Annotated in this window: 25 protein-coding genes and 2 pseudogenes; 19 read left to right on the top strand and 8 right to left on the bottom strand. The window is 44.1% G+C overall.

What is annotated here, in order from left to right; genetic code table 11:
- Positions 1-50: 50 nt before the first annotated feature.
- Together ACVBJC_RS07830 and ACVBJC_RS07835 are read right to left on the bottom strand one after the other, a co-directional pair.
- Positions 51-344, bottom strand: coding sequence for an ArsR/SmtB family transcription factor (locus ACVBJC_RS07830; protein ID WP_447160313.1), 294 nt, complete (start codon positions 342-344; stop codon positions 51-53).
- Positions 345-574: 230 nt separating this feature from the next.
- Entirely contained in the window at positions 575-1,066 is a 492-nt protein-coding gene (locus tag ACVBJC_RS07835; protein ID WP_447160314.1) for a hotdog fold domain-containing protein, read from the bottom strand.
- 183 nt (positions 1,067-1,249) lie between these two features.
- On the opposite strand from ACVBJC_RS07835, the gene ACVBJC_RS07840 reads away from it, so the two are divergent.
- The 12 genes and pseudogenes from ACVBJC_RS07840 to ACVBJC_RS07895 all read left to right on the top strand — a co-directional run bounded on the left by ACVBJC_RS07840 (position 1,250) and on the right by ACVBJC_RS07895 (position 11,806).
- On the top strand, positions 1,250-2,167 hold the full coding sequence (locus ACVBJC_RS07840; RefSeq protein ID WP_447160315.1) for a DUF368 domain-containing protein: 918 nt from the start codon (positions 1,250-1,252) through the stop codon (positions 2,165-2,167).
- Between the two features lie 155 nt (positions 2,168-2,322).
- The gene (locus ACVBJC_RS07845; protein ID WP_447160316.1) at positions 2,323-3,279 is read left to right on the top strand and encodes a YbgA family protein; all 957 of its coding nucleotides are present in this window, start codon (positions 2,323-2,325) and stop codon (positions 3,277-3,279) included.
- A 28-nt stretch (positions 3,280-3,307) separates the two neighbouring features.
- Positions 3,308-4,819 carry a deoxyribodipyrimidine photo-lyase gene (phrB, locus tag ACVBJC_RS07850; protein WP_447160317.1) on the top strand — a complete coding sequence of 504 codons (1,512 nt, stop codon included), beginning with the start codon at positions 3,308-3,310 and terminating at the stop codon, positions 4,817-4,819.
- Positions 4,816-5,307 carry a nuclear transport factor 2 family protein gene (locus ACVBJC_RS07855; protein WP_447160318.1) on the top strand — a complete coding sequence of 164 codons (492 nt, stop codon included), beginning with the start codon at positions 4,816-4,818 and terminating at the stop codon, positions 5,305-5,307. Before phrB ends, ACVBJC_RS07855 begins: the two co-directional genes overlap by 4 nt.
- Positions 5,304-6,038: pseudogene (locus ACVBJC_RS07860) on the top strand (SDR family NAD(P)-dependent oxidoreductase); the annotation flags it as partial. The gene ACVBJC_RS07855 and the pseudogene ACVBJC_RS07860, both read left to right, overlap by 4 nt.
- Positions 6,039-6,214: 176 nt before the next feature.
- Positions 6,215-7,495, top strand: a complete 1,281-nt coding sequence (locus ACVBJC_RS07865) for an NAD(P)/FAD-dependent oxidoreductase (RefSeq protein WP_447160319.1) — start codon at positions 6,215-6,217, stop codon at positions 7,493-7,495.
- The gene (locus ACVBJC_RS07870; protein ID WP_447160320.1) at positions 7,492-8,253 is read left to right on the top strand and encodes a DUF1365 domain-containing protein; all 762 of its coding nucleotides are present in this window, start codon (positions 7,492-7,494) and stop codon (positions 8,251-8,253) included. Before ACVBJC_RS07865 ends, ACVBJC_RS07870 begins: the two co-directional genes overlap by 4 nt.
- Entirely contained in the window at positions 8,253-9,494 is a 1,242-nt protein-coding gene (locus ACVBJC_RS07875; protein ID WP_447160321.1) for a class I SAM-dependent methyltransferase, read from the top strand. Before ACVBJC_RS07870 ends, ACVBJC_RS07875 begins: the two co-directional genes overlap by 1 nt.
- 252 nt (positions 9,495-9,746) lie before the next feature.
- On the top strand, positions 9,747-10,256 hold the full coding sequence (locus tag ACVBJC_RS07880; RefSeq protein WP_447160322.1) for a DUF2878 domain-containing protein: 510 nt from the start codon (positions 9,747-9,749) through the stop codon (positions 10,254-10,256).
- Between the two features lie 58 nt (positions 10,257-10,314).
- The gene (locus ACVBJC_RS07885) at positions 10,315-10,914 is read left to right on the top strand and encodes a chalcone isomerase family protein (RefSeq protein WP_447160323.1); all 600 of its coding nucleotides are present in this window, start codon (positions 10,315-10,317) and stop codon (positions 10,912-10,914) included.
- A complete protein-coding gene (locus ACVBJC_RS07890) occupies positions 10,902-11,477 on the top strand; it encodes a DUF3833 domain-containing protein (RefSeq protein ID WP_447160324.1) in 576 nt (191 codons plus the stop codon). The genes ACVBJC_RS07885 and ACVBJC_RS07890 overlap by 13 nt, the downstream gene beginning before the upstream one ends.
- Positions 11,478-11,602: 125 nt before the next feature.
- Positions 11,603-11,806, top strand: coding sequence for a hypothetical protein (locus ACVBJC_RS07895; RefSeq protein ID WP_447160325.1), 204 nt, complete (start codon positions 11,603-11,605; stop codon positions 11,804-11,806).
- Positions 11,807-12,043: 237 nt separating this feature from the next.
- On the opposite strand, the gene ACVBJC_RS07900 is transcribed toward ACVBJC_RS07895, so the two are convergent.
- The 5 genes from ACVBJC_RS07900 to ACVBJC_RS07920 form a co-directional block, all read right to left on the bottom strand.
- Positions 12,044-12,388: a DUF3634 family protein gene (locus tag ACVBJC_RS07900; protein ID WP_447160326.1), complete on the bottom strand. Its 345-nt coding sequence runs from the start codon at positions 12,386-12,388 to the stop codon at positions 12,044-12,046.
- A gap of 384 nt (positions 12,389-12,772) precedes the next feature.
- Positions 12,773-13,507 carry a TorF family putative porin gene (locus tag ACVBJC_RS07905; protein ID WP_447160327.1) on the bottom strand — a complete coding sequence of 245 codons (735 nt, stop codon included), beginning with the start codon at positions 13,505-13,507 and terminating at the stop codon, positions 12,773-12,775.
- Positions 13,508-13,687: 180 nt separating this feature from the next.
- Entirely contained in the window at positions 13,688-14,059 is a 372-nt protein-coding gene (locus ACVBJC_RS07910; protein WP_447160328.1) for a cupin domain-containing protein, read from the bottom strand.
- A gap of 79 nt (positions 14,060-14,138) precedes the next feature.
- Positions 14,139-15,644: a CoA-acylating methylmalonate-semialdehyde dehydrogenase gene (locus ACVBJC_RS07915; RefSeq protein WP_447160329.1), complete on the bottom strand. Its 1,506-nt coding sequence runs from the start codon at positions 15,642-15,644 to the stop codon at positions 14,139-14,141.
- A gap of 163 nt (positions 15,645-15,807) precedes the next feature.
- Positions 15,808-17,148, bottom strand: a complete 1,341-nt coding sequence (locus tag ACVBJC_RS07920) for an aminotransferase class III-fold pyridoxal phosphate-dependent enzyme (RefSeq protein ID WP_447160330.1) — start codon at positions 17,146-17,148, stop codon at positions 15,808-15,810.
- Positions 17,149-17,433: 285 nt separating this feature from the next.
- Between ACVBJC_RS07920 and ACVBJC_RS07925 the strand changes: the two genes are divergently transcribed.
- The 5 genes and pseudogenes from ACVBJC_RS07925 to ACVBJC_RS07945 form a co-directional block, all read left to right on the top strand.
- On the top strand, positions 17,434-18,933 hold the full coding sequence (locus ACVBJC_RS07925) for an aldehyde dehydrogenase (RefSeq protein WP_447160331.1): 1,500 nt from the start codon (positions 17,434-17,436) through the stop codon (positions 18,931-18,933).
- Between the two features lie 160 nt (positions 18,934-19,093).
- Positions 19,094-20,260 carry a MerR family transcriptional regulator gene (locus tag ACVBJC_RS07930; protein ID WP_447160332.1) on the top strand — a complete coding sequence of 389 codons (1,167 nt, stop codon included), beginning with the start codon at positions 19,094-19,096 and terminating at the stop codon, positions 20,258-20,260.
- Positions 20,261-20,295: 35 nt separating this feature from the next.
- A complete protein-coding gene (locus ACVBJC_RS07935; protein ID WP_447160333.1) occupies positions 20,296-20,832 on the top strand; it encodes a GNAT family N-acetyltransferase in 537 nt (178 codons plus the stop codon).
- Between the two features lie 151 nt (positions 20,833-20,983).
- Complete coding sequence (gene cyaB / locus ACVBJC_RS07940; protein ID WP_447160334.1) at positions 20,984-21,535, top strand: class IV adenylate cyclase; 552 nt, start codon at positions 20,984-20,986, stop codon at positions 21,533-21,535.
- A 9-nt stretch (positions 21,536-21,544) separates the two neighbouring features.
- A pseudogene (locus tag ACVBJC_RS07945) lies at positions 21,545-21,787 on the top strand (aspartate/glutamate racemase family protein); the annotation flags it as partial.
- 72 nt (positions 21,788-21,859) lie between these two features.
- Here the strand turns inward: ACVBJC_RS07945 and ACVBJC_RS07950 are convergent.
- The gene (locus tag ACVBJC_RS07950; RefSeq protein ID WP_447160335.1) at positions 21,860-23,167 is read right to left on the bottom strand and encodes an NAD(P)/FAD-dependent oxidoreductase; all 1,308 of its coding nucleotides are present in this window, start codon (positions 23,165-23,167) and stop codon (positions 21,860-21,862) included.
- A 242-nt stretch (positions 23,168-23,409) separates the two neighbouring features.
- On the opposite strand from ACVBJC_RS07950, the gene ACVBJC_RS07955 reads away from it, so the two are divergent.
- Both ACVBJC_RS07955 and ACVBJC_RS07960 read left to right on the top strand, forming a co-directional pair.
- Positions 23,410-23,958, top strand: a complete 549-nt coding sequence (locus ACVBJC_RS07955; RefSeq protein ID WP_447160336.1) for a cupin domain-containing protein — start codon at positions 23,410-23,412, stop codon at positions 23,956-23,958.
- A 485-nt stretch (positions 23,959-24,443) separates the two neighbouring features.
- A complete protein-coding gene (locus ACVBJC_RS07960; RefSeq protein ID WP_447160337.1) occupies positions 24,444-25,205 on the top strand; it encodes a gamma-glutamyl-gamma-aminobutyrate hydrolase family protein in 762 nt (253 codons plus the stop codon).
- The last annotated feature ends 2 nt before the right edge of the window (positions 25,206-25,207 follow it).

Genomic DNA, 25,207 nt, shown 5'->3' on the forward strand with positions numbered 1-25,207 from the left:
AAATTGTCACTCTAGTTTACGGTCATTGAGGCTGTTGATTACAAAGCCAGTTAACAAGACTCGTCAGTGCAGCACTCTTCTTGCAAGAATTGTATTAGGCCATCTAAGCAGTCAAATTGTGGAATGCAATGCAGTACACGCCCCTCTCTATGTTGCTTGACCAAGCCTGCAGACATTAAACTTGAAAGGTGATGAGACAAGGTAGAGTTTGGGATCTGTAACAATTCTTGCAGCTGGCCTACCGGCAGCCCTTTATGGCCCGCTTTGACAAGACATCTAAATAGGGTCAAGCGCGTTGGGTGACCCAGCTCTTTTAGGGCTTTGGCGGCAATTTCAGTGTCCATATTCAGTGTCCATATTCAGTGTCAAAATTTAGTGGCTATAGTCAGTGGCTATATGCAGAGTCGATCTAGAGTGGCTATTTTTAGCGTTTAAATTCAGCGTGTAGATTAAGTATTTTAGTTAACGCAGCTTAAAAACAATGACTATGTTTCTGTATTATTCGAAATGATAGCAGGAAAACAGCGACCGACAAGTGCTATTTGTATCGGTCGAGAACTTTTGCTTTTTTAGGTTAGTTTTTCGCAGGTTTTTCTGAGATCCAAAGTTTGATAGTACCTTGCACGACGACAACCCCATCTGTGTCATAGGCGGTGACAGGGACTAACATATCACCTGGAGTCCATTGCTCAGGCTTCACCTGTGCAATACAAGTTATATCGCTGCCAGCCTTAGCGGTGTAGTCCACGCTCATCCCCTTTGGGATCCATCTTAAGTGATGTGGAATAGAAGCCTCAGCCATCACGCCCATTGCCATCTCAAGTCCGTTACAGATCGCAATAACGTGTACAGTTTGGATATGATTGTGTACTGCTTTGCGCTTTTTTATCTGACAGACACAGCGATTCACATTTAATTCACTGATGATGGGCTTTACTGTGCCAAAATAAGGAGCCATACGGCTCACCATTAGCGAGAATATTTTATTGCCAAATGGCAACCGAGTGACACGGTTATAGAGAGACATGACTTTAGTGGGCTTGTTATTAGTATTGATGTTGCTCATCAGTTGCTTGTCCTTGTATATCTTACGTGGTTCTTACTGGTCGGATGAGGTTAACATTGAATTAACAATAAATGCCAGCCGTAGGTTAATTTAGCTTTAGAAAAGTAAACTTCATTTCCTTTTTTATGGAAATGGGAAGTATAATTTTGCCGACAAAAAGTTTTGTGTGAATTAAGGAATAAAGTGAATTATTTAAAGACCTACCTTAAAGGGATGGCAATGGGAGCCGCCGATGTGGTTCCTGGTGTTTCAGGCGGCACGATTGCCTTTATTACCGGGATCCTCGATCCGCTATTAGAAAGTATAAAGAAGATTAGACCCTCTTTATTGACTGTAATAAAAGAGCAAGGTGTAAAAGCCGCTTTCATGCATATTAATGGTCCGTTTTTAGTGTGTGTTTTTGGCGGGATCTTAACCAGTATCCTTACCTTGGCTAAATTGATCACTTATCTGCTAGATACTCATCCAATTCCTGTGTGGTCGTTTTTCTTTGGTCTTATCGTTATCTCAGTTGTGCACATGCTTAAGCAGGTACGGGGGATCACCATAGGACGTTTAGTATTATTTGTTTTAGGCGTTGTTTTTGCGTGGGGTATTACCATGCTAAACCCTATAGCGCTTGAAATGACTTATCTGAATGTCTTTCTTGGTGGCTGTATTGCGATTACCGCAATGATTTTGCCTGGGATTTCAGGCAGCTTTATATTGTTACTCCTGGGGTTATATACGCCAGTGATTGGCGCGGTGAAGAACTTTGACATTGCGATTATGGCGACCTTTGCCGCAGGTGCGGCAATCGGCATACTCAGTTTTAGTCACGTATTGTCAGCGCTGCTGAGAAAGTATCATGACGCCACGTTGGTATTTTTAACGGGCTTGATGCTGGGTACCTTAGGTAAAATTTGGCCTTGGAAAGAGGTGCTGACTTTTCGCGAAAACTCAAAAGGCCAAATGGTGCCGCTTGATGAGCGTATCATTTCGCCAATGCAGTATGAACACCTTACCGGTCAACCTTCGTTGGTGATTTATGCCGTTATCGCCATGTTTGCCGGTATTTTATTGGTATGGGGCTTGGAGCGTTTTGCGCAAAAGAGCCGTTAAGCATATTGTTAGTTAAGATTACTAGTTAAGTAAGTACTTGAAACGCCAGCATAATAGCTGGCGTTTTTTATGTGTCCTTATTAATATAAATTGTAGCAAAAGTGATCTTTGTGTAAGTTGGAAACGTAAGTACTTCTTAATAGAGGAGTTTGACCATGAGCCAATTTAATCCAGATAAAATCCAAATCGGAATTAGTGCCTGTTTACTCGGAGAGAAAGTACGTTTCGATGGTGGTCATAAAGCGTCGAGTTATTGTCGTAAAGAGATTGCTGAGCATTTTCATTACGTGCCAGTTTGCCCTGAAATGGCGATTGGCATGGGGGCGCCAAGAAAATCGATTCGCCTTGAAAAAGACGGTGACGTCATCTTTGTAAAAAGCGCTGATGGTTCGGTGGATGTGACTGACAAATTGAACGCATTTAGCGAGAAAAAAGTTGAACAATTGGATTTTTTGGGCGGTTATATCCTGTGCGCTAAGTCACCGACTTGTGGTATGGAGCGGGTGACTGAATATAAATATGGGACGAATAATGGCTGGAAATCTGGCATTGGTGTTTACGCTAGAAAATTAATGGAGCGATACCCTTTATTGCCTGTTGAAGAGGAGGGGCGGCTGCATGATTTACGGATCCGTGAAAACTTCTTTACTCGCGTTTATGCCTATCATGACTGGCATTGCTTAAAAGTATCAGGCTTTACCAAAAGTAACCTCCTCGATTTTCATGCTCGTTATAAATATATGCTAATGGCACATAATCCCAAACTATATAGAGAACTCGGGCCTTTACTAGCCGATTTGACTGGCGACCTTGAGCAAATCGCCAACGATTACTTTACTGGCTTTATGCAGATCTTAAAGATCAGAGCGACCCGTAAAAATCACACGAGTGCGCTGCAGCATATCCAAGGTTACTTCAAGAAGCATTTATCGAGTGCTCAAAAGTCTGAGCTGAGCGAATCCATCCTTAAATATAACCAAGGCTTACAACCTATTTTGGTGCCGATGACGCTTATTAATCATTATCTAAGAGAGTTTCCAACGCCTTATATTGAAAACCAAGTCTATCTAAACCCGCACCCTCAAGAGCTAAAATTACGCTATGCCTATTAGAGATGATATTTGAGCACAGGAGAGACTAATGAGTGAGCATCAGCAACCATTTGGTCACGCCTTGATTTGGTTTAGAAATGACCTGCGTTTACAAGATAACCAAGCCTTAATGGCTGCTTGTGAGTATGCAAGCAGTCGCGGTGCCAGTGTCAGAGCGTTATTTTTAGCTACACCAACGCAGTGGCAAGCCCATGATGTCGCACCGATCCAATTAGACTTTATTGAAAGGCAGCTTAACTTGCTTGCTGTAGAGCTTGCCAAGCTCGGGATCCCTCTCGATGTTTGTCATCTAGAGACTTTCGATGAGATCCCTCAATGGTTAGGCAGATACATCAATGATTGGCAGATTGAAAAAGTCTTTGCCAGCAGTGAGCCAGAATTTAACGAGCAGCAACGAGATCATGCTGTCGCAGTATCCGGGATTAATATTGAGCTTTACCTGCAGCATTGCCTGCTGGCACCTCTTAGTGTGCTTAATCTATCGGGGGAGATGTATAAGGTTTTTACCCCGTTCGCAAAAAAGTGGCGTCAAATTGCGGCACAAAATCAGATAACGACTTTAGCTAAGCCACAAGCGGTATCGGCAGCGCTACCTAAACCTAATCACTTAAACTTGCATTGTGAAAAACAGTCGAGCCAAGCATGGACAGCGGGTGAGGAAGCGGCTCAAGAGCAGTTACGTCAATTTGCAAACCACAAGTTGGTCGACTACCAAAAGACCCGAGACTTTCCCGCGCTTGATGGAACCAGTCAAATCTCTGCATATCTGGCGATAGGCGTGCTTAGCCCGCGCCAATGTGTGCAAGTATTGCTAAGCCATTTTCCAGATGCCCTCGTTCACGATGAAAGCCCCGCTCGATGTTGGCTCAATGAACTCATTTGGCGTGAGTTTTACCGTCATCTGCTGGTGGCTTTTCCAAGACTATCCAAGCAGGGCAATTTCAACCTTCTCGCCAATAACATTGCTTGGCGTAATAATCCGCAAGAATTTCAAGCCTGGTGTGATGGGCGCACCGGTTACCCACTGGTTGATGCGGCTATGCGGCAACTCAATCAAACGGGCTGGATGCATAATCGCTTACGTATGGTCACTGCGAGTTTTTTAACCAAGCATCTGCTTATCGATTGGCGTTGGGGGGAGGGGTATTTTAAACAAAAGTTGATCGATGGTGATTTAGCGGCGAATAACGGCGGCTGGCAATGGTCTGCGGGGACCGGGTGTGATGCTCAGCCCTATTTTAGGGTGTTTAATCCTATTTCTCAGTGCGAAAAGTTTGATCCAACAGGCGCTTTCATCCGTAAGTATTTACCTGAGCTAGATGGCGTAGATTTGAAATTAATTCATAAGCTTAAAATGCCATCACCTGCGCAGCTTTTTGATAGTAGCTTTTATGTTCCACCCGTTTATGTTCCACCCATAGTCGAGCACAAGTTTGCTAGAAATAGAGCTATCGCCGAGTTATCCGTAATGAAGCGTTCTACAAGCAAAGAATTCGTTAACACTGGCACTGTGGATTTAGATAAGGAGATTTTTGGATGATGTCCAATATTGAAGTGTTCACCTCAGATAAGACACCTTGTGATGTCAGTGACCAGCTTGCCGATGAGAAAGTACTCGTTGATAACTTTATTGCTTTGTATCAGGTGCTTAATAAAGATAATTTGCATCAGTTAGCACAAGTCTATAGTGAAGATATTCAGTTTAGCGATCCGCTGCACCATGTGTCTGGTCTTGCAGCGCTTACCGAGTATTTCGGTAAACTTTATCAGAATATCGATTTCATCCACTTTGATATCCATCAGGTGATACATGCCAAGGGAGCTGCAACGCTCATATGGACCATGAAGTTTGTACACCCTAAACTTAATGGCGGCGCAGAGATCTCAGTCGAAGGGGTCAGTTTACTTGGGCTTGAGCGCAAAATTACTCAGCATCAGGACTTCTTCGATGTGGGCGCGATGTTATACGAGCACATTCCTTTGCTCGGCAGTGCAGTGAAGATGATTAAGGCTAGGGCTTCAACATGAACGCGGCCACAATCTCACCCAAGGATCAAAAAAGCGTGCTGATTACTGGAGCAAGCTCTGGCATTGGTTTGCAGTTAGCAAAAGACTACTTAGCCGATGGCTGGAAGGTATTTGCTTGTGGACGTAATCAGCAGGCGTTATCTCAGCTACATGGGGCTGAAAAGCTTATATTTGACATAACAGACAATGAACAGGTTGCAGCACAAGCGATTAAAGTGAAGTCGCAACTATCGCGCCCGCTAGACTTAGTTATTTTAAACGCGGGTAGTTGTGAATACATAGATGACGCACTCAATTTTGACGGTGAGCTTTTTGAACGAGTGATCCGTACTAATCTGATTGCCATGGGTTATTGCTTATCGGCATTTACCTCAATGATTGCAAAGGGCGGCAGGTTGGCTTTAATGGGCTCAAGTGCTGTGTATTTGCCTTTTTCGCGCGCTGAAGCTTATGGTGCATCTAAAGCCGCCGTGCAATATTTAGCAGCGACTCTTGCTATCGACCTAAAGCCACACAATATCGGTGTGAGCGTTATTTGCCCCGGCTTTGTTAAAACCCCGCTAACGGATAAAAACAATTTTTCAATGCCGATGCAGCAAACGCCAGAGCAAGCATCACAGGCGATTCGCAGCGGGCTAGAAAAAGGAGCGCGAGAAATTCATTTTCCGAAAAAATTCACCTTACTTCTAAAGCTCATCTCGTTACTCCCAAGAAGCCTATGGGAGAGATTAAATCGTCCCCCACATTCGGCTTCGCCTGAACCTTTGACGGCCCAAGCTAAAAGTACACCGTCTATAAATACAGAGCTTGAAAATACAGAGTCTATGAATACAGAATCTACAAATGCGAAGTCTCAGAATGCAGAACAACAAGCAGATAAGCCAACAGCCGCTAAAAAGGTACGCTAATGAATATCGTAGAAAATAATAAGCAGCGTAAAACAATAGCGATTGTAGGTACCGGGATCTCGGGGCTCACCTGCGCGCATATTTTATCTAAAAAGCACGACGTCACAGTATTTGAAGCGAATGACTATATTGGCGGCCACACTGCTACGGTCGATGTTGAAGTCGCGGGAAAGCAGTATGCTATTGATACAGGGTTCATCGTGTTTAACGACCGCACTTACCCAAGGTTTGAGCAACTTTTGGCAAGGATAAATGTTAACGCGCTGGCCACAGAGATGAGTTTCAGTGTACATAATGCCAATACTGGACTGGAGTACAACGGTAATACCTTGAGCTCTTTATTTGCTCAAAAGCGTAACTTATTTAGGCCTAAGTTCTGGTCATTTATTTTAGAGATTTTAAGATTTAATAAGCTCTGTAAACAAGCTTTTGCCGACGATAGCTATGAATATCAAACATTAGGTGAGCTATTAGATGCGAAGGGGTTTAGCGACTTCTTTAGTGAGCATTATATTTTGCCGATGGGCGCGGCTATCTGGTCATCCAGTATTGACGATATGCGCGCTTTTTCACTGCGTTTCTTTATTCAGTTTTTTCAACATCACGGTTTATTAAATATTGCCGACAGACCGCAATGGTATGTGCTTGAAGGGGGCTCTCGCAGCTATATCCCTGATCTAATCGCGCCCTTTAAAGAGTCGATTCATTTAAATAGCCCTGTCACAGCGATAAAGCGAACTAACAAGGGAGTTGAGTTAAAAATTGATCAAGGTGAGTGGCAGGAGTTTGATGAGGTGGTTTTGGCCTGTCATAGCGACCAGGCCTTAAACATGCTTGAAGATGCTACTGGCGATGAGCAGCAAGTGCTAAGCCAATTGGCTTATCAGAATAATGAAGTCGTCTTGCACACAGATGAAAAGCTCATGCCTGAGCGAAGCGCTGCATGGGCAAGCTGGAACTATCGCTTAGACGGTAATACTCAGCGCCAAGCATCTGTAACCTACAATATGAACATTTTGCAGCGTTTGCCAGCATCGGCTCCGACATTTTGCGTGACATTAAATCAATCAGAGTTGATCTCACCAGATAAGGTACTGCGTACTTTTAATTATGCGCACCCGGTTTTTAATGAGCAGAGCATGCGAGCTCAATCTCAGCGAGAACTGATTTCAGGTGTTAACCATACCCATTTTGCGGGGGCATATTGGTACAACGGTTTTCATGAGGACGGTGTACACAGTGCATTTGATGTATGTGAACACTTTGGGATGCGTTTATGAGCCATGCGCTAAAGACATTGGTCAGCGGTGTCTATACAGGCAATGTCATGCACCGACGTTACCAACCAAGTCATCATGGATTTAATTATCCGATGGCGATGCTTGGTATCGATCTTGATGAATTAAACCAATTAGAAAGCATGAGCTGGGTATTTTCATCTAAGCATTTTGCGCCGCTAAGGTTTAAGCAAACTGACTACTTGAATCAGATGGTGGCAGAGCAACCGGATTTAAAAACCCGAGTATTGCTTAAGACATCAGAGCTTGGTGCTAATCAGGCTTGTAATAGGGTGGTATTTATCGGCCAAGTTCGTCACTTCGGTTTCTACTTTAGCCCGATAAATTGCTTTTTCTGTTACAGGGATACTAAAGCGAAATACTTACTCGCTGAGGTGAGCAATACACCTTGGAATGAACGCCATTACTATTTGATTGACCTTGAAAAGCCTGAGCCAACAGATAAAGCGTTTCATGTCTCGCCCTTTATGGACTTGAATATGAAATATATATGGCGGATTAAGGCGCCAGCTTCAGACGTTAGAGTCGGGATTGAAAACCGTAATACGCAGAAACTGTTCGATGCCAATTTATGCTTATTTAAGCGAGAGATGAGCGCTCAAAATTTAAAGGCAATGCTGCTTAAGTTTCCTTTTATGACCTTAAAAATCGTTCAGGGGATCTATTGGCAAGCACTAAAACTGTTTATTAAGCGCGTGCCATTTATTGGCCACCCAGATAAGCCAGCGGAGAAATCATAATGGAAAATATAACCACTAAACACAATCTGGCTACTGAGCGCTTGCCTGATAGCCTCGCAAGAAAGTTACTCCTTAATGTGCTGCCAGGTTTAGCTGAGGGCCACTTAAGTCTTATCGATGGTGAAAACAGTTATGAGTTTGGCCGCAAAGAGTCTGACTTACATGCCACGATAGTGGTGCATAAACCCCGTTTTTATCGCCAAGTGTTATTGTCGGGGTCCATTGGCGCTGGTGAAGCTTATATTCAAGATCACTGGTCTAGCCCTGATTTAACGAAAGTCGTGCAGCTATTTGCTCGAAATTTGCCTCTACTGGATAAATTAGAGCAAAAGTTATCATGGTTGACCGCGCCATTTAGCCGCTTATCGCATCTGGTTAATCGTAATACTGAAGCGGGGTCAAAGCGTAATATTCTTGCCCATTATGATTTAGGTAATGAGATGTACCAGCAGTTTCTCGACCAAGAGATGTTGTATTCCAGTGCCTTATATCCTCATAGCGGTGCAACACTTGATGAAGCGCAGCAACATAAGCTTAAGACCATTTGTGAGCGCTTAGATTTAACGCCAGGGCAAACTTTACTGGAGGTCGGAACCGGTTGGGGAGCATTGGCTATCTATGCTGCTAAGCATTATGGGGTCAAGGTGACGACCACCACCATCTCCGATGCACAGTTTGAGTATGCGAAAAACCGTGTTGAGCAAGAGGGGCTAGAGGATAGTGTTAGCTTACTTAAAGATGATTATCGTATTTTAACGGGTGAATTTGACCGAGTGGTTTCTATTGAAATGATTGAAGCCGTAGGGCATGAATATTTGCCCGGTTTCTTTAAAAAGCTACAAAGCTTACTTAAACCGAATGGGCGTTTACTTATTCAAGCGATTACCATTGCTGATCAGCGTTACGATAGCTACCGTAAAGGGGCTGATTTTATTCAGCGCTATATCTTCCCGGGAGGTTGCTTGCCTTCGGTGACCCGTATGACCAATGAGCTGACTAAGCATACCGACTTTGTCACTTGGTCGGTGGACGATATGGGGCTAGATTATGCTAAAACCCTAAAAGATTGGCACAATAACTTCGATGCGGCATTGCCGCAAATAAAAGCGCTTGGCTACGGCGACGACTTTATTCGTATGTGGAAGTTTTATCTAAGCTACTGTGAGGGCGGATTTTTAGAAAGAACGACTAGCACAGTGCATTTGGTCGCAGTTAGACCGCAGTACCGCTTACTGTCATAACCGCTAGCTCTTAAGGGCGTTTGATATGTTATCAGTACAATCGATAAAGCGTGGCAGTGAGTGCTTAATACTGTTTACAGCGGTTGCACCTGTTACATTCGTTGCAGTGCTAGCCGCTAGCTGTTGAGGGTATTTGGTATGTTAATTAGTACAATCGATAAAGCGTGGCAGTGAGTGCTGAATACTGTTTACAGCGGTTGCACCTGTTACATTCGTTGCAGTGCTAGTCGCTAGCTGTTGAGGGTATTTGATATGTTAATTAGTACGATGGATAGACTGGCACAGCAACACTTGGTGATCATCAATTTATTGATGTTTCAAGCCGTCTGGTGGTTATCTATCCTATATCAAAACTCGGCTTTATGGTTAACCACAGGCCTGTTATTAGTCCACTTTGCTCTATCTCAAAGGGGACGCAAAGACTTAACCTTAATGATTAAAGTAGCATCATTGGGCTTTGCGATCGACTTAGGTTTGAAATGGGCTGGGGTGTTTCAATTTCAGCAGTTTCCTTTTTGGTTATTTGTTCTTTGGTGTCATTTTGCCCTATCACTTCGTTATAGCTTAGCCTTTACCCAAAAACTCGCCTGGTATGTTAATGCAATACTTGGTGGTGTGTTTGGTTGCTTAAGTTACTTAGCGGGAGAGCGCTTTGAAGCGGTCAACTTGCCACTGGAGTTATTCTCCAGCGCATTGATCCTATTTGCCATCTGGATCGTAATATTCCCTATGTTTGTTAACGTTACCAAAGCGCCGCAATAACTCTATTCAAGTCGTTTGGGGATAGGCTGCGCTATCGTAATTTAATAGGAATTGCGTCATGGCTATTGAAAAGTTATATCTCACACTCGCTTCGTCATTGCTTCTTGCTGCAGTCAGTTATGCTACTGAAGCTAAAACCCCGCAGTTGATTGCGTCAAATCATTCAGCGGCTAATGTTTCTTCTCAAGCGATTATCGCGCCAGTTACTGATAACCCATCATTTAAAGAGGTCGGCAGAGGCGAAATGGATTGGTGGTGGTTTTCACTTTATCGTGCCAAGTTACTCACCTTAGATGGCGATTACACTCAGGGCGAGTATCCGCTGATCCTCGATATCGAATATTACCAAGAGATCCCAAGTGCTCGCTTGGTAGAAGCAACTCAAGATCAGTGGCAGCATTTAGGGGTAGACCCACAGCGCCAGCAACAATGGCTATCTGCAATTGATGCCATATGGCCTGATGTGAATGAAGGTGACAGGCTAACCTTAAAAATACTCACACCTGAACATAGTCAGTTTTATTTTAATGGCAAACCTTTGGCTCAGCCTCTGCCAGTAGGTTTTAGTGAAGACTTTCTTGCTATTTGGTTGTCAGAGTCGACGAGTCGTCCAGAGTTGAGAAAGCAGTTACTTGGAGAGTTGGCATGCGATTGTTAAGCGGATTTATTAATAAGAGGGAAAGCGGCATTAGCCTGTTGCAAGCGCTGCTGTTGGTGACTTACTTCGCATTGCTTAGCGGCTGTTCAAGTAGTGACATTAATGATTACCAAGGCACTACACCTAGGCTTGATTTGAAGACGTTTTTTGATGGTGAGTTAGTTGCTCATGGCACGGTTCAAGACTTTAGCGGCAAAGTCACCCGACGCTTCAGTGTAAAAATGTTGGCGAGTTGGCAAGGCGATAAAGGGGAGATTAAAGAGTGGTTTATTTACGATGATGGAGAAAAACAGCTGCGAATTTGGAATATTACCGATTTAGGCGAGGGTAAATACACAGGTACGGCGAATGATATTTTAGGAGCGGCGCAAGGGCAAGCTGTGGGAATGGCGCTGCAGTGGCAATATGAAATGTTGCTGCCTGTTGATGGCAGTGAATATCAGGTGAGTTTCGACGATTGGATGTTTCTGATTGACGACAACACCATTATTAATCGCAGTGATATAAACAAGTTCGGAGTGACGGTGGCAGAGGTAACGCTAGTAATATCTAAACTTAATTGAATGATTTAATAATTGCAGCTTAGTTGCAGCTGTAGTACTCGTTCTAATTCTAGTACGGGATTGAATATAGCTTGAGTTTACTCTACTTTAGTTGAAAGGATTTTATGATTATAAAGTAGGGATAAATGATGAAAATGCTTCTTAGTGTGTGTCTGTTTGCGCTGTGTGGTTGTGGCTCAAATGCCAGTTATAGTGTATCAGCAAGCTCAAGTGATGATGTGATGTCAGCGAGACAAGCGCCAATCATGTCAGACAATACACCAATAATAAATGATGAATTAGTTAAAGAAACAGAGCAGAAAGAGAACAGCAAAAAACAAGATAAGTAGTGCTGCCATCAAGTCTGAAAATATAGCTTGAGTGGGCTGAATTTGCAGGGGGCGCTCTACTGCAGATAAGCTAATTCATATTAGCGACTACAGTTAAGCTGTCACATTTAAGCCACTACAATTATGCGGCTATAACTAAGCGGCTATAACGAAGAGATATAGCTAAGTAATATGGCTAATCTATATAGTTAAGGCCTTCATTTTACAGTGTGAAGGCCAGCAGGTATAAATTTCGCTTTATGAGGTTTTACGGCTGTTATCGACCTGTTTCTTTTCGTAATACTCAAATGGAAATACATTTCTAATGCGCTGAGTAATCGCATCACTGACGTTAGCAGACACATGCAGGCGCACATCCCCAAGTTTTTCAGCTCTAACGGTACAAGTCAGTTTATTGGATTTTGCGATAGCACGGCACTCCTTGGCAAACTTGTCTGGGATTTTGCCTTTATGGGTCGTCATGCGGCCATCTTTAAAGTTTATTTCAAACAGGGTTAATCCTTTTTTACCACTGAAGATAAGCTTGTAGACAATGAAAATAGCGATAGCAATAAAAACAATTTTAAGTAAGGTTGGGGTCATGCGCTTTCCTTTTCAATAAATTACTTATAGCCCTAGAGTTAAGATACTCCTCCCAATAGCGATTTAAAAGCCAGTTAGCTCACGAGATTGGAATTTTCACTCGCAGCACACTATGTTGAATGACTTAGCTTTGATATGACCTAGCTTTATATGAAATAGGGTTATATGAAGTAGCTTTGAATTAGATAGCCAAATGGATGCTATCGGTTGTTAGTTATCTGACTGTCGTGGCCATGTTTTGTTAGTCATGTTCTGTTAGTTATGTATTGCGAGTTATCATCTGCAGTCATCTGATGTAAATGACTGAAGATGATAATAAAAAACCGCCTGATGGCGGTTTTTTGTTGGGAGGGAAACTGTCTAGGCTAGCGTTAACGGCATAGCTTAAAATGCATAGCTTACAGTAGCTAGCACTGTGCCATCATTTCTCCATGGCTCTTTCGAGTCGATGATATTATCTGAACTTAAGTTAGTATCTAACCAAGCAAGAGATAGGCCTACACCGCCAAGTTCAGTCGAGACACCGATAGAGTAGTCAACATAGTCCTCGCCCCAGTCACCCATTTCTTCATCATTCACACCTTCACCATAGCTATATCCCACATGGGCATCGATACTCCAATTCTCGAAGATCTCGTATGAATAGTTTAGCTCGGTGTAATTGAGTGAAAGATCGGCATTAGCGTAGTCATTGGTGTACCACTGGGCTAGGTGGAATCCCGCATAGTACAGACCCGCATTCGCTTCTAAATAACCGGTATTCTCATCTTGGCCTGGATAAGTGTAGTAAGTCAGTGTAACGTCGTACTCCCACTCTTCATCGGCTCCGAAAGCGCCCCAATATCCTGCATAGAGATCAATTTCCACATCGGCATCGTAGCTATCTTTATCAACATTACTCGCCCAAGCACCAAAGAACAGGCCATTTTCCATGCTGTAATCTAAGCTGCCTTGAATCGCAAAATCGCCTGCCGTTTGTGATACACCGCGAAAGCGGTAATCGTTGGTGACATCAATCTCGCCAGAAAACTCAGCTTGAGCAAGAGGGGCCATTAGCGCAGTTGATAATGTTAGACCGACAACTTGGGCAATCCGTTTATTATTTAATTTTTTATACACGGTAGTTTCTCCATTTAACTATGTTGACTTTGATGCTGGTTTTTATCGTTAATATCTTGGCCTGTAGACCACTGATATAAACCATTGATATCGAGCATCATTATATTTTGCCAAACAGCAGCATATTGCTACGACCTCATGGCGAATAAGCGATTTTCTAATACCAGATAGCTATAGGGATTACAGCGTATTTGGCTCGAAAATCACGTATACCTTACGGCAGTTATCTAGCACCTCCCAGGTGCCTTCAAACCCTGCTGGAATGACAAACCTGTCACCCGTTTTCACCGTTATGCAGTGACCATTTTTGTCGGTAACCTTGCTGGAACCAGACAAAATCTCACAATATTCATGTTCGCTATAGGCGACATTCCAAGTGCCGATATCGCCTTGCCATACTCCGGCATGAAACTGGTCACAGTCACTAGAGTAGTGGTTTTGTAGTGCTTGCTCAGGCTCGCCAGCTATGACCTTTTCAGCATCGAGCTTATAGCGCTCGATTGCAGTATTGAGCGTTGAAAAGTTTAAAATTGAATCTATGTTTTGAATCATTAGTGCTTCCATGTCAGCGATAAGTTAGCGCGTGTAAAGCTAAACGAAAAAAGCGCGGCCTAAGCCGCGCCTTTTTGTATTACTTCATCGTCGGCATAACAAACTCAGCCTTTGTACCTTGCGAGGCGTTTTGAGACGATTGCGGCCAACGTGCAGTTATGGCTTTGCGCTTAGTATAAAAACGGACTCCATCTGGGCCATGCATATGCAGTGGGCCAAAGAGAGAGCGTTTCCAACCACCAAAGCTATGGAACGCCATTGGTACAGGGATCGGTACATTGACCCCTACCATGCCGACCTGGACGTTATGGCAGAAGTGACGTGCAGCTTCTCCACTTTGAGTAAAGATAGCGGTGCCGTTACCAAATTCATGATCATTTATCAGTTGCAATGCGTCGGCATAATCTTCTACTCGAACGATGGCGAGCACAGGGCCAAAGATCTCTTCTTTGTAGATAGTCATCTCTGGGGTGACGTGATCAAATAAGCAGCCACCTAAGAAGTAACCTTGCTGGTGGTCGGCAACCGAGAGCTGTCGGCCATCGGCAAGCAGCTTTGCTCCCTCGGCAACGCCTGTCTCAACATAGTTGCTAACCTTTTCTAGATGCTGGGCAGAGATAAGCGGGCCCATATCCATCTCTGGCGTGACACCATTTCCGACCTTTAGCGCCTTGATTTGTGGCAGTAACTTTTCAACTAACGCGTCTCCAGAGTCGCCTACGGCCAACACTACAGATATTGCCATGCAGCGTTCGCCAGCACTACCGTATGCTGCGCCCATCAGTGCGCCAACGGCTTGGTCAAGATCGGCATCTGGCATCAATAACATATGATTTTTTGCGCCGCCGAGCGCTTGAACGCGCTTGCCGTGGGCTGATGCGGTTGAATAGATATATTCTGCGATTGGCGTAGAGCCTACAAAACTTACCGCTTGCACATCTTTGTGAGTGAGTAGGGTGTCAACGGCTTCTTTGTCACCGTTAACGACGTTAAATACGCCTTTAGGTAGGCCTGCTTCGGTGAGTAGCTCAGCCATACGCATAACTGAGCTTGGATCTTTTTCTGATGGCTTCATGATAAAGCTGTTGCCACACGCTATGGCAATTGGGAACATCCACATAGGTACCATTACTGGGAAGTTAAATGGGGCTATCCCCGCAACGACGCCAAGTGATTGGTTCAGGGTCCAAGCATCAACGCCGCCACCAACCTGTTCGGTATGCTCGCCTTTCAATAGGTGCGGAATGCCACAGGCAAACTCTACGACTTCAAGGCCACGAATGATTTCACCCTTGGCATCGTCGAGTACTTTGCCGTGCTCACGGGTGATAAGCTCTGCAAGCTCATCAATATTGGCTTCAACCAAAGCTTTAAACTTAAACAGTACACGAGAGCGGTTAAGTGGGGTGACTTTAGACCATGACTCATGTGCTTTTTTAGCCAATTCAATCACGCCAGCCACCTCGGCTGCACTGGCAAGGGAGACTGTGCCACGTTGCTCACCTGTCGCAGGCTCGAAAAACGCTTGAGTACGCTGACTTGGCGCAGAGTGGCCGCCGTTAATGTAATGGTTAATCGTGTGCATAACGCAAAATCCTAATTCTTATTTCCCAGTTGGGAGCCAATAGTGTTTATGGGGGTTAATGGTTTTACCTATTACATCAGCGCTGCTGATTTTCGAGCTCATGTAGCAGTGCAAAGCCATGCTATTAACGCAAGCGTGCAAAGCGATGTAATAGGTGCTGGGATTAACCGACAGCTTTAATCGCATCGCTAAGAGTATTAACAATCTGATCTATCTGCTGTTTGTCGATAATTAACGGTGGGGATATTGCAATAATATCGCCAGTGGCACGCACTAAGGTGCCCGCTTCGAAGCAGTGCTCAAAGATCCCAAAACCACGTTTGCCCGCGCCTTTATCGCTCGGGGCGAATTGAATGCCGCCGACTAAGCCTGTGTTGCGAATATCAATCACATTGGGGAGGCCTTTTAAGCTATGCACTGCATCTTCAAAATAGCCTTCGAGCTCCTTGGTTCGCTCAAACAGCTTTTCATTTTCATAGATGTTTAGGGTGGCAATGGCAGCCGCTGCGGCAACCGGATGACCGGAATAGGTATAGCCGTGAAAGAGCTCAATAGCATTTTCAGGACCTTGCATACAGGTATCGTAAATATTGTCATCAACCAAAACCGCGCCCATTGGAATTGCGCCGTTATTTAAGGCTTTTGCAGTGGTGATCATGTCTGGTATCACCCCCCAACGCTGACTGGCGAAGGCGTCGCCTACACGGCCAAAGGCTGTAATGACTTCATCAAAAATAAGTAAAATACCGTACTTGTTGGTGATTTCGCGAAGCTTTTGTAGGTATCCCTCTGGTGGCAAAATAACCCCAGCAGAACCAGACATTGGCTCAACAATCACTGCGGCGATGTTTTCAGCACCGTGCAGGGCAACGAGTTGCTCTAGTACTTCTGCTTTTTCTGCACCGGTCTTAGGCATACCACGGCAAAATGCATTGCCGTTAATATCTAAGGTATGCGGTAGGTGATCGACACCTTGCAGTAACTGTTGATTAAAGGTCTTACGGTTATTACCAATACCGCCAACCGAAATACCGCCAAAGCCAACACCATGGTAACCGAGCTCACGACCAATAAAGCGGGTGCGTGTGGCTTCACCGTTGGCACGGTGGTAGGTGAGTGCAATTTTCAAAGCACTGTCGACAGACTCAGAACCTGAGTTGGTAAAGAAGGCTTTGTTTAATCCCTTTGGGCTTATTTGAGCTAAGCGCTCAGCCAGCTCAAAGGCAAGAGGGTGGCCCATCTGAAATGATGGCGCATAATCCATCTCATGAATTTGTTTACTGACCGCTTCAGAGATCTCTTTACGGCCGTGTCCGGCGTTACAGCACCACAAACCTGCTGTACCGTCTAATATGGGGCGACCTGCAACGTCTTTATAATACATACCTTCGGCATGGGCGAGCATTCTAGGGCTCGACTTAAACTGCCTATTTGCCGTAAACGGCATCCAGTAATGTTCTAATGACTGCGTATCGCGTTGATTGTGCATCTGTGGATCTGCCATATCATCTACCTTGATTCAGTTTCATTATTTTAATTATTGTTTTGTTATCTGTTGCTTTTTTGGGCAAGCGGTCGATATTTGCTATGCTATGTCAGAAATAATGAACATGAAAGCTTTTTGTGCATTTATTTGTAGCAAAAATGAAGTTTTTGTAAAATATATTGAAATTATGATGCTAATAAGCGTAATCTTTAACACACCTTTTTGTGGTAATTCGCCTGTAGATGGCGCGTTAACCGCATTAACCCTCATTCTAATTATTATATTCAGTGTTAAGAGGTCATCATGAGCACACCAGAAAGTCGTAGTCAGTGGCAAGCGTTAGCGGATTCTTTGTCAATAAACGGTTCAGCTTTTATTGCAGGCGAATACCTTGACGCACAGTCTAAGCAAACCTTTGACTGTATCAGCCCGATCGATGGCAGAGTCTTAGTTAAGGTGGCAAGTTGCGATGAGGCTGATGCCAATATTGCCGTTAACAATGCCAGAGAAACTTTTGAAACGGGTGTTTGGGCAAACCTAGCACCTGTTAAGCGTAAGCAAGTGATGATTCGTTTTGCCGAACTGCTGGAGCAAAATGCCGATGAATTAGCCTTACTTGAAACCTTAGATATGGGTAAGCCTATTCAATACGCTAAGACAGTAGATGTGGCAGGCGCTGCGCGGGCTATTCGCTGGTCTGGTGAGGCCATTGATAAAATTTACGATGAGATAGCCCCAACGGCGCACAATGAAATAGGCATGATCACTCGTGAAGCTGTAGGGGTCGTCGCAGCGATTGTGCCGTGGAACTTTCCGATGTTGATGGCTTGTTGGAAGCTTGGTCCAGCTTTAGCCACTGGTAACAGTGTGGTACTTAAACCGTCTGAGAAATCTCCGTTAACAGCGATTCGTATGGCGCAAATAGCCGTTGAAGCAGGCTTGCCAAAAGGTGTGTTAAACGTACTGCCTGGCTTTGGCCATACAGTGGGAAAAGCGCTAGCGCTACATATGGATGTTGATACCTTAGTATTTACCGGCTCGACTAAGATTGCTAAGCAGTTGATGATCTACGCGGGTGAGTCAAACATGAAGCGGGTCTGGCTAGAAGCTGGGGGTAAGAGCCCGAATATTATCTTCAATGATGCGCCGGATCTTAAAAAGGCGGCAGAGGCAGCAGCTTGTGCCATCGCCTTTAACCAAGGTGAAGTCTGCACCGCTGGTTCGCGCTTGTTGGTGGAGTCTGGGGTAAAAGATGAGCTTATTGGCTTAATAGCCGAAGAGCTTAAGGGCTGGACACCTGGGCACCCCTTAGATCCCGCGACCACTTCTGGCGCAGTTGTCGATAAACAGCAGTTAGATAATGTGCTTGGCTATATTCAAGCGGGAATCGATGAAGGTGCAACCTTAAATCATGGTGGCTCTCAGGTGATGCAAGAGTCGGGTGGCGTTTATATTGAGCCGACTATTTTCTCAAATGTTGATAACAAGATGACCATCGCTAAAGAGGAGATCTTTGGCCCAGTATTATCGGTAATCACTTTTGATGGCATGCAGCAGGCGATTGAGATTGCCAATGACACCATCTATGGCCTCGCAGCGGGGGTGTGGACATCGGATATCAATAAAGCGCACAAGACGGCTAAGGCCCTTCGAAGCGGCATGGTGTGGATCAATCACTATGATGGCGGCGATATGACCGCGCCATTTGGTGGCTATAAACAGTCGGGTAATGGTCGCGACAAGTCGCTACATGCCTTTGATAAATACACCGAAATTAAGGCAACTTGGTTAGTGCTGGATTAATTTCTGAGTCAATCAATGTTGTTATGCCTGTTGAAGTAACCAAAGCCCTTAAGTGTAAACTTAGGGGCTTTTTGGTGTTTGTGTAATTGTAAAATAAAATTTTTATTGACCTGTCTAATGCTTCATAGTTTATGGTAGCCATAAATATTGAGGGCAGCCTATGTATCGCATTTCTGAGCTAGCACTAAAAATCGGATTAAGTCGCTCGACTCTGCTCTATTATGAAAAGCTGGGGTTAATTTCGGCTACGCGACAGGCAAATGGATATAGGCGTTACTCTGAACAGGATGTGCAACGTTTAAAGCTACTGCAACAATTACAGGCAGGGGGATTAAGCCTAAAAGAGTGTCAGGCTTGCCTAGAAAGTCGCATCGACAGGCAGTTGCTACTGCAACGACTCAAGGTTTTAGATGATGAGATAGCCCAGAAACAGCAAGCGAAAGAACTGCTCAGTGCAATGCTTGGCATGGGGTCGATGAGAGAGTGGCATCAAGCGACAGAAATGCAGGCTCCTGATGCACATCTAGAGTGGTTGATGAAGCAGGGCTTCGATGAAAAACAGGCTTTGAGATTGAAATGGTTATCTAAAGATATGAATGAACATGAGCAGTATATGGCTGATTTTGAGTTAATCTTTGATGGGTTAACAAGATTCGGCCCAGGTGCAGAAACTGACTCATTAACAGCACTAAAGGCTGTTTCGCTTAACTCGGGGGAGCTGTTAGACGTTGGCTGTGGCAAAGGTGTGGCTACTCGGGTGTTGGCTCAGCATTCTGAATTTGTCATCACTGCGCTAGATAATGATGAGTCTAGCCTGAGCAGTTTAAAGCAGAGCTTGAGTCAAGGGCTCGCTCAACGTGTGAAAACCGTGTGTACAAGCATGACTGAAATGCCTTTTTCAAAAGCCGAGTTTAACGTTATCTGGAGCGAAGGTAGTGCTTATATCATGGGGGTAGAGCAAGCTTTTAAAAATTGGAAACCATTGCTCAAGCCCCAGGGGTATTTAGTCATCAGCGATCTAGTTTGGAGTACAGATACTCCCAGCGATGAATTGAGAGAATTTTGGCAACAAGAATACCCAGATATGGTCACTGCAAACCAGCGTATTGAGCAGGCTAAACAGGCTGGCTATGAGTTGATTGATAGCTTTGCACTCAGTGAGCAAGCTTGGAGTGAATATTATCAGCCGCTTCAGACCCGTATTGATGAGTTAGCGCCTTTAATGCCGAACTCAAAGGCGCTGCTAGACATTAACAAAGAGATCGAAATAGCGGCTAAGCGGCAGGATGAGTTTGACTATCAAATGTTGATTTTACAGAAGATTTAATAACTCCCGATTATAAGATTATTAGGAAAATAGAGATGAAGTTTTTACAGTGCAACACAGATAACGCCAAAGAGATCTCGCATCTTTTCAATGAAACCTTTAGCGCCTCCGAAGGCGCTGATGAAGGTAAAGTGATTGGCGAGTTAACGACGGCTCTTATGAATACAACAGGCAGTGATGATCTGTTTATCTTTGTTGCGACAGAAGGCGGTAAGCTAGCGGGGAGCATCATGTTTTCAAGGTTAACCTTTGAAACTGACATCAATGGTTTTATCTTGTCGCCCGTCGCTGTTCATCCCGATTTTCAGCGCCAGGGAGTGGGTCAGGCATTGATTAAGTTTGGTCTAGAAACGTTAACTGAAAAAGGGGTTGAGCTTGTGTTTACCTACGGCGACCCTAACTACTACTCAAAAGTTGGGTTTAAACAGCTTAGCGAAGATATTGTTAAGGCTCCGCATACGTTGACTTACCCTGAAGGCTGGCTTGGTCAATCTCTCGCTGCAAAGACGCTGCAGCCATTAAGTGGTCAGTGCCGCTGTGTCGACGCCTTAAATAAAGCAGAGTACTGGTGATAACTCTGACAACACCGGAGCCAGAGCGATTGTTGATTTATAAGTTGTGATAAAGCTGGAAACGTTATCGGTATCGCTAACTTGCTAATATAAAACAGATATTATGGCTGCTAAGTGAAAGGCAAATAAAGCTAAGCGAGAGCGATAATATATGAATGACGAGCATTTTAAAGGTCAGTTTGAAGTCGAGTTAAAGTACCGCTTGGGTTGTAAGTCCGCGTTCTTAGACATATTGAGTTCAATAGAGCACGAAGTCATGTTTGAAGATAATATCGAATCAGATTGTTACTTTGATACCAATGACCAGCAGCTGCTGTCTGAGAAAAAAAGTGTCTGCATACGCGAGTGCGAGCCATCGGGTATCAAGCTTTGGATAGTAAAAGGGCCGCAAGCCGATCGCTGTGAAGCGACCAATATCACCGATACTAATAGCGCTAAAAGCATGCTCAAAACCATGGGTTATGAGGTGTGTTTAGAGATGCAGAAACAGCGCAGTATCTATTTTATTGATAAGCTCCATATCACTGTCGATCATTTAGCTGGGATTGGTGACTTTGCCGAGTTTGCCATTATGACTGATGATGAAGCGATGTTAGACGTCTATCGAGCCGAACTGGTGAGCTTAGCAGCTCAATTTGGACTGACAGAAAAGCAGCTTGAACATAGATCCTATCGTAATCTTCAGACCGCCCAAATTAAATAACATGCCGTTGAAGCTGAGTGCAATCTTGTGCACCATGTTATTTATGAGGAATTATGCCAAGGCGTGATTAACGACGCTTCAAAGCAGCAATATTTAGATATTGTTAATTGCTTACATGCACAAGGAGATCAAGCGGTCATTCTGGGGTGTACAGAGATTGCATTATTGATCGGGCAACATGATACCCAAGTGCCTCTCTATGATACGACAGCGATCCACTGTGGATATGCGGTCGATATGGCATTAAGTTAAGCCTTGATTGTTGAGCAATAATAAACGGACGATAAAGTCCGTTTATTATTTAGGCTGGTCTAAAAGTCGACGTTAAAAAATATCCTTAAATCTATGATAAAGCATGCCCATTGCTAACATCGGTGACCGTAGGTGTGGTCCGCCAGGAAAAGTCATATGCGGGATTTTGGCGAAGATATCGAAGCGTTCTGCTTGGGTGGTTATCGCCTCGGCAATCAACTTTGCCGCCATATGGGTGGCGTTAACACCATGACCTGCATAAGCCTGAGCATAGAAGATATTTTTGGCATCAGGCAAACGACCAATTTGTGGTAAACGGTTGGCGCCTATACCCATCATGCCTCCCCATTCATAGTCGATTTTAATGCCTTTTAGCTGTGGAAATACTTTTTCAAGATTGGGTCTAAGTGCGGCTTCAATATCTTTTGGATCTTTGCCTGAGTAGGTACACAGACCGCCGAATAGCAGGCGGTTATCTTCAGATAGATGATAGTAATCAAGATCGACTCTTAAGTCGGCAAACGCCATATTCTGCGGGATAATAGCATCGCATTGCTCCTGAGTTAGCGGCTCGGTAGCTAAAATATAGGTGCCAGCGGGAAGGACCTTACTGCCAATATTCTCTTCTAAATCTAAGCCTAAGTAGGCGTTGCCAGCTAATACAAGGTATTGACAATTAACCTCACCCTGCTCGGTGATAACTTTTGGCTTATCGCCCTTAATGATTTTTTTCGCAGCGCTATATTCATACATCTTAACACCTAAACTGCGAGCAACTTTGGCTTCGCCTAGGGCTAGGTTAAGAGGGTGTAAGTGGCCACTGGCCATATCAACTAATGCGCCTTGGTAAAAGTCAGAGCCTATCACTTCCCCAATGCGAGATTTATCGAGTAAGGTCATATTGTGGCCGTAGCCGATATTATTTAGATGTTCAAAATCTTCTTCAAGCTCCCTCATATGGCGAGGACGAATGGCTAAGTCGCAGTAGCCCATCTGTAAGTTACAATCAATATTGTGCTCAGCTACACGTTGCCTAACGATATCTACCGCTTCAAAGCCCATCTGTTCGATAGCTTTTACACCTTCGTTACCTATGATGTTTTTAAATTGACTAAGGTCATGTCCAATGCCGCGGATAAGCTCGCCGCCATTACGGCCCGATGCTCCCCAGCCAATGCGTTTTGCTTCAAGTAGGGCTACGCTAAAGCCTTTTTGAGCCAGTTCAATTGCCGTGTTAATGCCACTAAATCCGCCGCCGACCACACACACATCTACATCTAATACTTCTTCTAATCGTGGTGATTGATGCAGTTCTTTAGCGGTTGCGAAGTAATAGGATGCGGGGTATTGGTCGCTATGAACCGGGTTTTTAGTTGACATCTTTTCTCCAAATATATGTTTTTATTGTAAATTGGAATTGTGACGGTATATTCTAAGTTATATTAATAAATTATTTACAGATGTTCGTTATTTTTAACATGCTTTCCTGTAGAATACAAACACACTCGGTGCTATTCACTCCGCAGGTGATTAAAAGCGGGCTCTAGTTGTACCGAGAATGCGTAGTATTGCTCTACACGTTGTTGAAGACAAAAACGATTACTTCAATTAGGGGAAAGATTTTGGATATTGGAGAAAACCTTAAACGGGTTAGAAAAGAGAAGGGCTTGTCTCAACGAGAGCTTGCTAAGCGCGCTGGTGTGACTAACAGCACCATCTCCATGATTGAAAAAAATAGCGTTAGCCCTTCGGTTAGTTCGTTGAAAAAGGTGCTTTCTGGCTTACCTATGTCTTTAGTAGAGTTTTTTTCTATTGAAGATACTTCGGCTGCTGAGCAAAAAGTGGTGTACCGCAGTGATGAGCTGTTAGATATCGGCGACGGTATGTTGGACTTTAAGTTAATCGGTCGAGACTTTCCAAATCGGGCCATGTCTGTCATGAGTGAAACCTACCCGCCGGGCTCTGATACGGGGATTGAAATGCTTAAGCATGAAGGTCAAGAGGCGGCAATGGTGATCGAAGGGCGTTTAGAGCTGACCGTGGGTGATGAAGTCTTTGAGTTAAAAGAAGGGGATAGCTATTACTTTAATAGCGAGTTGCCACATCGTTTTCGTAATCCGTACGAACAATCGTGCCGAATTATCAGTGCGACGACACCTGCTAATTTCTAGATAATCTCTCCAGCCTTATCTCTTCCCTACCTTCGCGAGTGTGACTCTCAAAGGTAGGGTTATCAATATCAATATCCTGTCATCTCCACCTTCTATGACATTAGTTACTAGCTCGATGAGCTAATACTATTTTTTATGCTCCCATGTAAATAATATAAAGCATTCACTCAAGGTGAACGTTAATTTTATCAAACTGATTGGTTATGCTAATTACGCATAAAAACTTTATCTTTATGCATTTAGAAACAAATGAAAATAAAATTCGACTTATTTATCTTACTGATAAATAAAGGGATGTTAAAATAGTTTACATTTTTTAACATTCCTTTAATCCAGCCTATTGCCTCCCTTATTGAATCCGTGTAGTGTGTGAAAAAATGAACATATGCGCAATAACTGTTCATTATTCAAGATTTCGTAAATCAAGATAACAACTATTCAAAATAATTCTAAAAATTACGAAGACAAAGGATTGAAGGTGTTTTATGTCGGAAGTAGGGCTCGCAGTTGTTGGTGTGACTGCATGTAATCAGCAGTTGGGCTTGCACCCTTTCAATATTGTGGGTGAGAAGTATTTATTATCAATAGCAGATGCGACACAAGCTTGGCCATTAGTTATCCCTGCGTTAGGGCATTGCCCCGCAGAAACTATTCTTGCCCGTTTAGATGGAATACTGTTTACGGGCTCCCCATCAAATATCGAACCACACCATTTCCAAGGTCCCGCAAGTGATGAGGGGACACTACATGATCCCAAGCGCGATGCGACCACTCTCCCCTTGTTAAAAGCAGCAATCGATGCAGGCGTACCAGTACTTGCTATTTGCCGTGGATTTCAAGAGATGAACGTTGTTTATGGTGGCAGCTTGCATCAAAAGCTGCATGAACTGGACGGGTTTATCGAACATAGAGAAGACAAAACGCAGCCGGTAGAGGTGCAATACGGTATTTCGCACGAGGTTAAAATAGAACCTGGAGGACTGCTTCACGATGCATGGGGCCGCAGCTCTGCAGAGGTGAACTCTGTCCATACCCAAGGTGTCGATCGCCTAGGTGTTGGGTTGCGGCCAGAAGCATATGCAAACGATGGGTTGATAGAAGCGTTTTCTGTCAAAGAAGCAAAGAATTTTGCACTAGGCGTACAGTGGCATCCGGAATGGAAAGTACTCGATAGTCCTTTTTACACCGCCATCTTTAAAGCCTTTAATCAGGCATGTCAGCGCCGTGCAGCAAGCAGAGTGAAATAATC

Source organism: Shewanella sp. 0m-6 (assembly GCF_052977325.1).

Bases quoted from the DNA above. Each gene is read 5' to 3' on its own strand.
- ACVBJC_RS07830 (WP_447160313.1), bottom strand. From the start codon at position 344: ATGGACACTGAAATTGCCGCCAAAGCCCTAAAAGAGCTGGGTCACCCA.
- ACVBJC_RS07835 (WP_447160314.1), bottom strand. From the start codon at position 1,066: ATGAGCAACATCAATACTAATAACAAGCCCACTAAAGTCATGTCTCTC.
- ACVBJC_RS07845 (WP_447160316.1), top strand. From the start codon at position 2,323: ATGAGCCAATTTAATCCAGATAAAATCCAAATCGGAATTAGTGCCTGT.
- phrB (WP_447160317.1), top strand. From the start codon at position 3,308: ATGAGTGAGCATCAGCAACCATTTGGTCACGCCTTGATTTGGTTTAGA.
- ACVBJC_RS07855 (WP_447160318.1), top strand. From the start codon at position 4,816: ATGATGTCCAATATTGAAGTGTTCACCTCAGATAAGACACCTTGTGAT.
- ACVBJC_RS07865 (WP_447160319.1), top strand. From the start codon at position 6,215: ATGAATATCGTAGAAAATAATAAGCAGCGTAAAACAATAGCGATTGTA.
- ACVBJC_RS07870 (WP_447160320.1), top strand. From the start codon at position 7,492: ATGAGCCATGCGCTAAAGACATTGGTCAGCGGTGTCTATACAGGCAAT.
- ACVBJC_RS07875 (WP_447160321.1), top strand. From the start codon at position 8,253: ATGGAAAATATAACCACTAAACACAATCTGGCTACTGAGCGCTTGCCT.
- ACVBJC_RS07880 (WP_447160322.1), top strand. From the start codon at position 9,747: ATGTTAATTAGTACGATGGATAGACTGGCACAGCAACACTTGGTGATC.
- ACVBJC_RS07885 (WP_447160323.1), top strand. From the start codon at position 10,315: ATGGCTATTGAAAAGTTATATCTCACACTCGCTTCGTCATTGCTTCTT.
- ACVBJC_RS07890 (WP_447160324.1), top strand. From the start codon at position 10,902: ATGCGATTGTTAAGCGGATTTATTAATAAGAGGGAAAGCGGCATTAGC.
- ACVBJC_RS07895 (WP_447160325.1), top strand. From the start codon at position 11,603: ATGATGAAAATGCTTCTTAGTGTGTGTCTGTTTGCGCTGTGTGGTTGT.
- ACVBJC_RS07900 (WP_447160326.1), bottom strand. From the start codon at position 12,388: ATGACCCCAACCTTACTTAAAATTGTTTTTATTGCTATCGCTATTTTC.
- ACVBJC_RS07910 (WP_447160328.1), bottom strand. From the start codon at position 14,059: ATGATTCAAAACATAGATTCAATTTTAAACTTTTCAACGCTCAATACT.
- ACVBJC_RS07915 (WP_447160329.1), bottom strand. From the start codon at position 15,644: ATGCACACGATTAACCATTACATTAACGGCGGCCACTCTGCGCCAAGT.
- ACVBJC_RS07920 (WP_447160330.1), bottom strand. From the start codon at position 17,148: ATGGCAGATCCACAGATGCACAATCAACGCGATACGCAGTCATTAGAA.
- ACVBJC_RS07925 (WP_447160331.1), top strand. From the start codon at position 17,434: ATGAGCACACCAGAAAGTCGTAGTCAGTGGCAAGCGTTAGCGGATTCT.
- ACVBJC_RS07930 (WP_447160332.1), top strand. From the start codon at position 19,094: ATGTATCGCATTTCTGAGCTAGCACTAAAAATCGGATTAAGTCGCTCG.
- ACVBJC_RS07935 (WP_447160333.1), top strand. From the start codon at position 20,296: ATGAAGTTTTTACAGTGCAACACAGATAACGCCAAAGAGATCTCGCAT.
- cyaB (WP_447160334.1), top strand. From the start codon at position 20,984: ATGAATGACGAGCATTTTAAAGGTCAGTTTGAAGTCGAGTTAAAGTAC.
- ACVBJC_RS07950 (WP_447160335.1), bottom strand. From the start codon at position 23,167: ATGTCAACTAAAAACCCGGTTCATAGCGACCAATACCCCGCATCCTAT.
- ACVBJC_RS07960 (WP_447160337.1), top strand. From the start codon at position 24,444: ATGTCGGAAGTAGGGCTCGCAGTTGTTGGTGTGACTGCATGTAATCAG.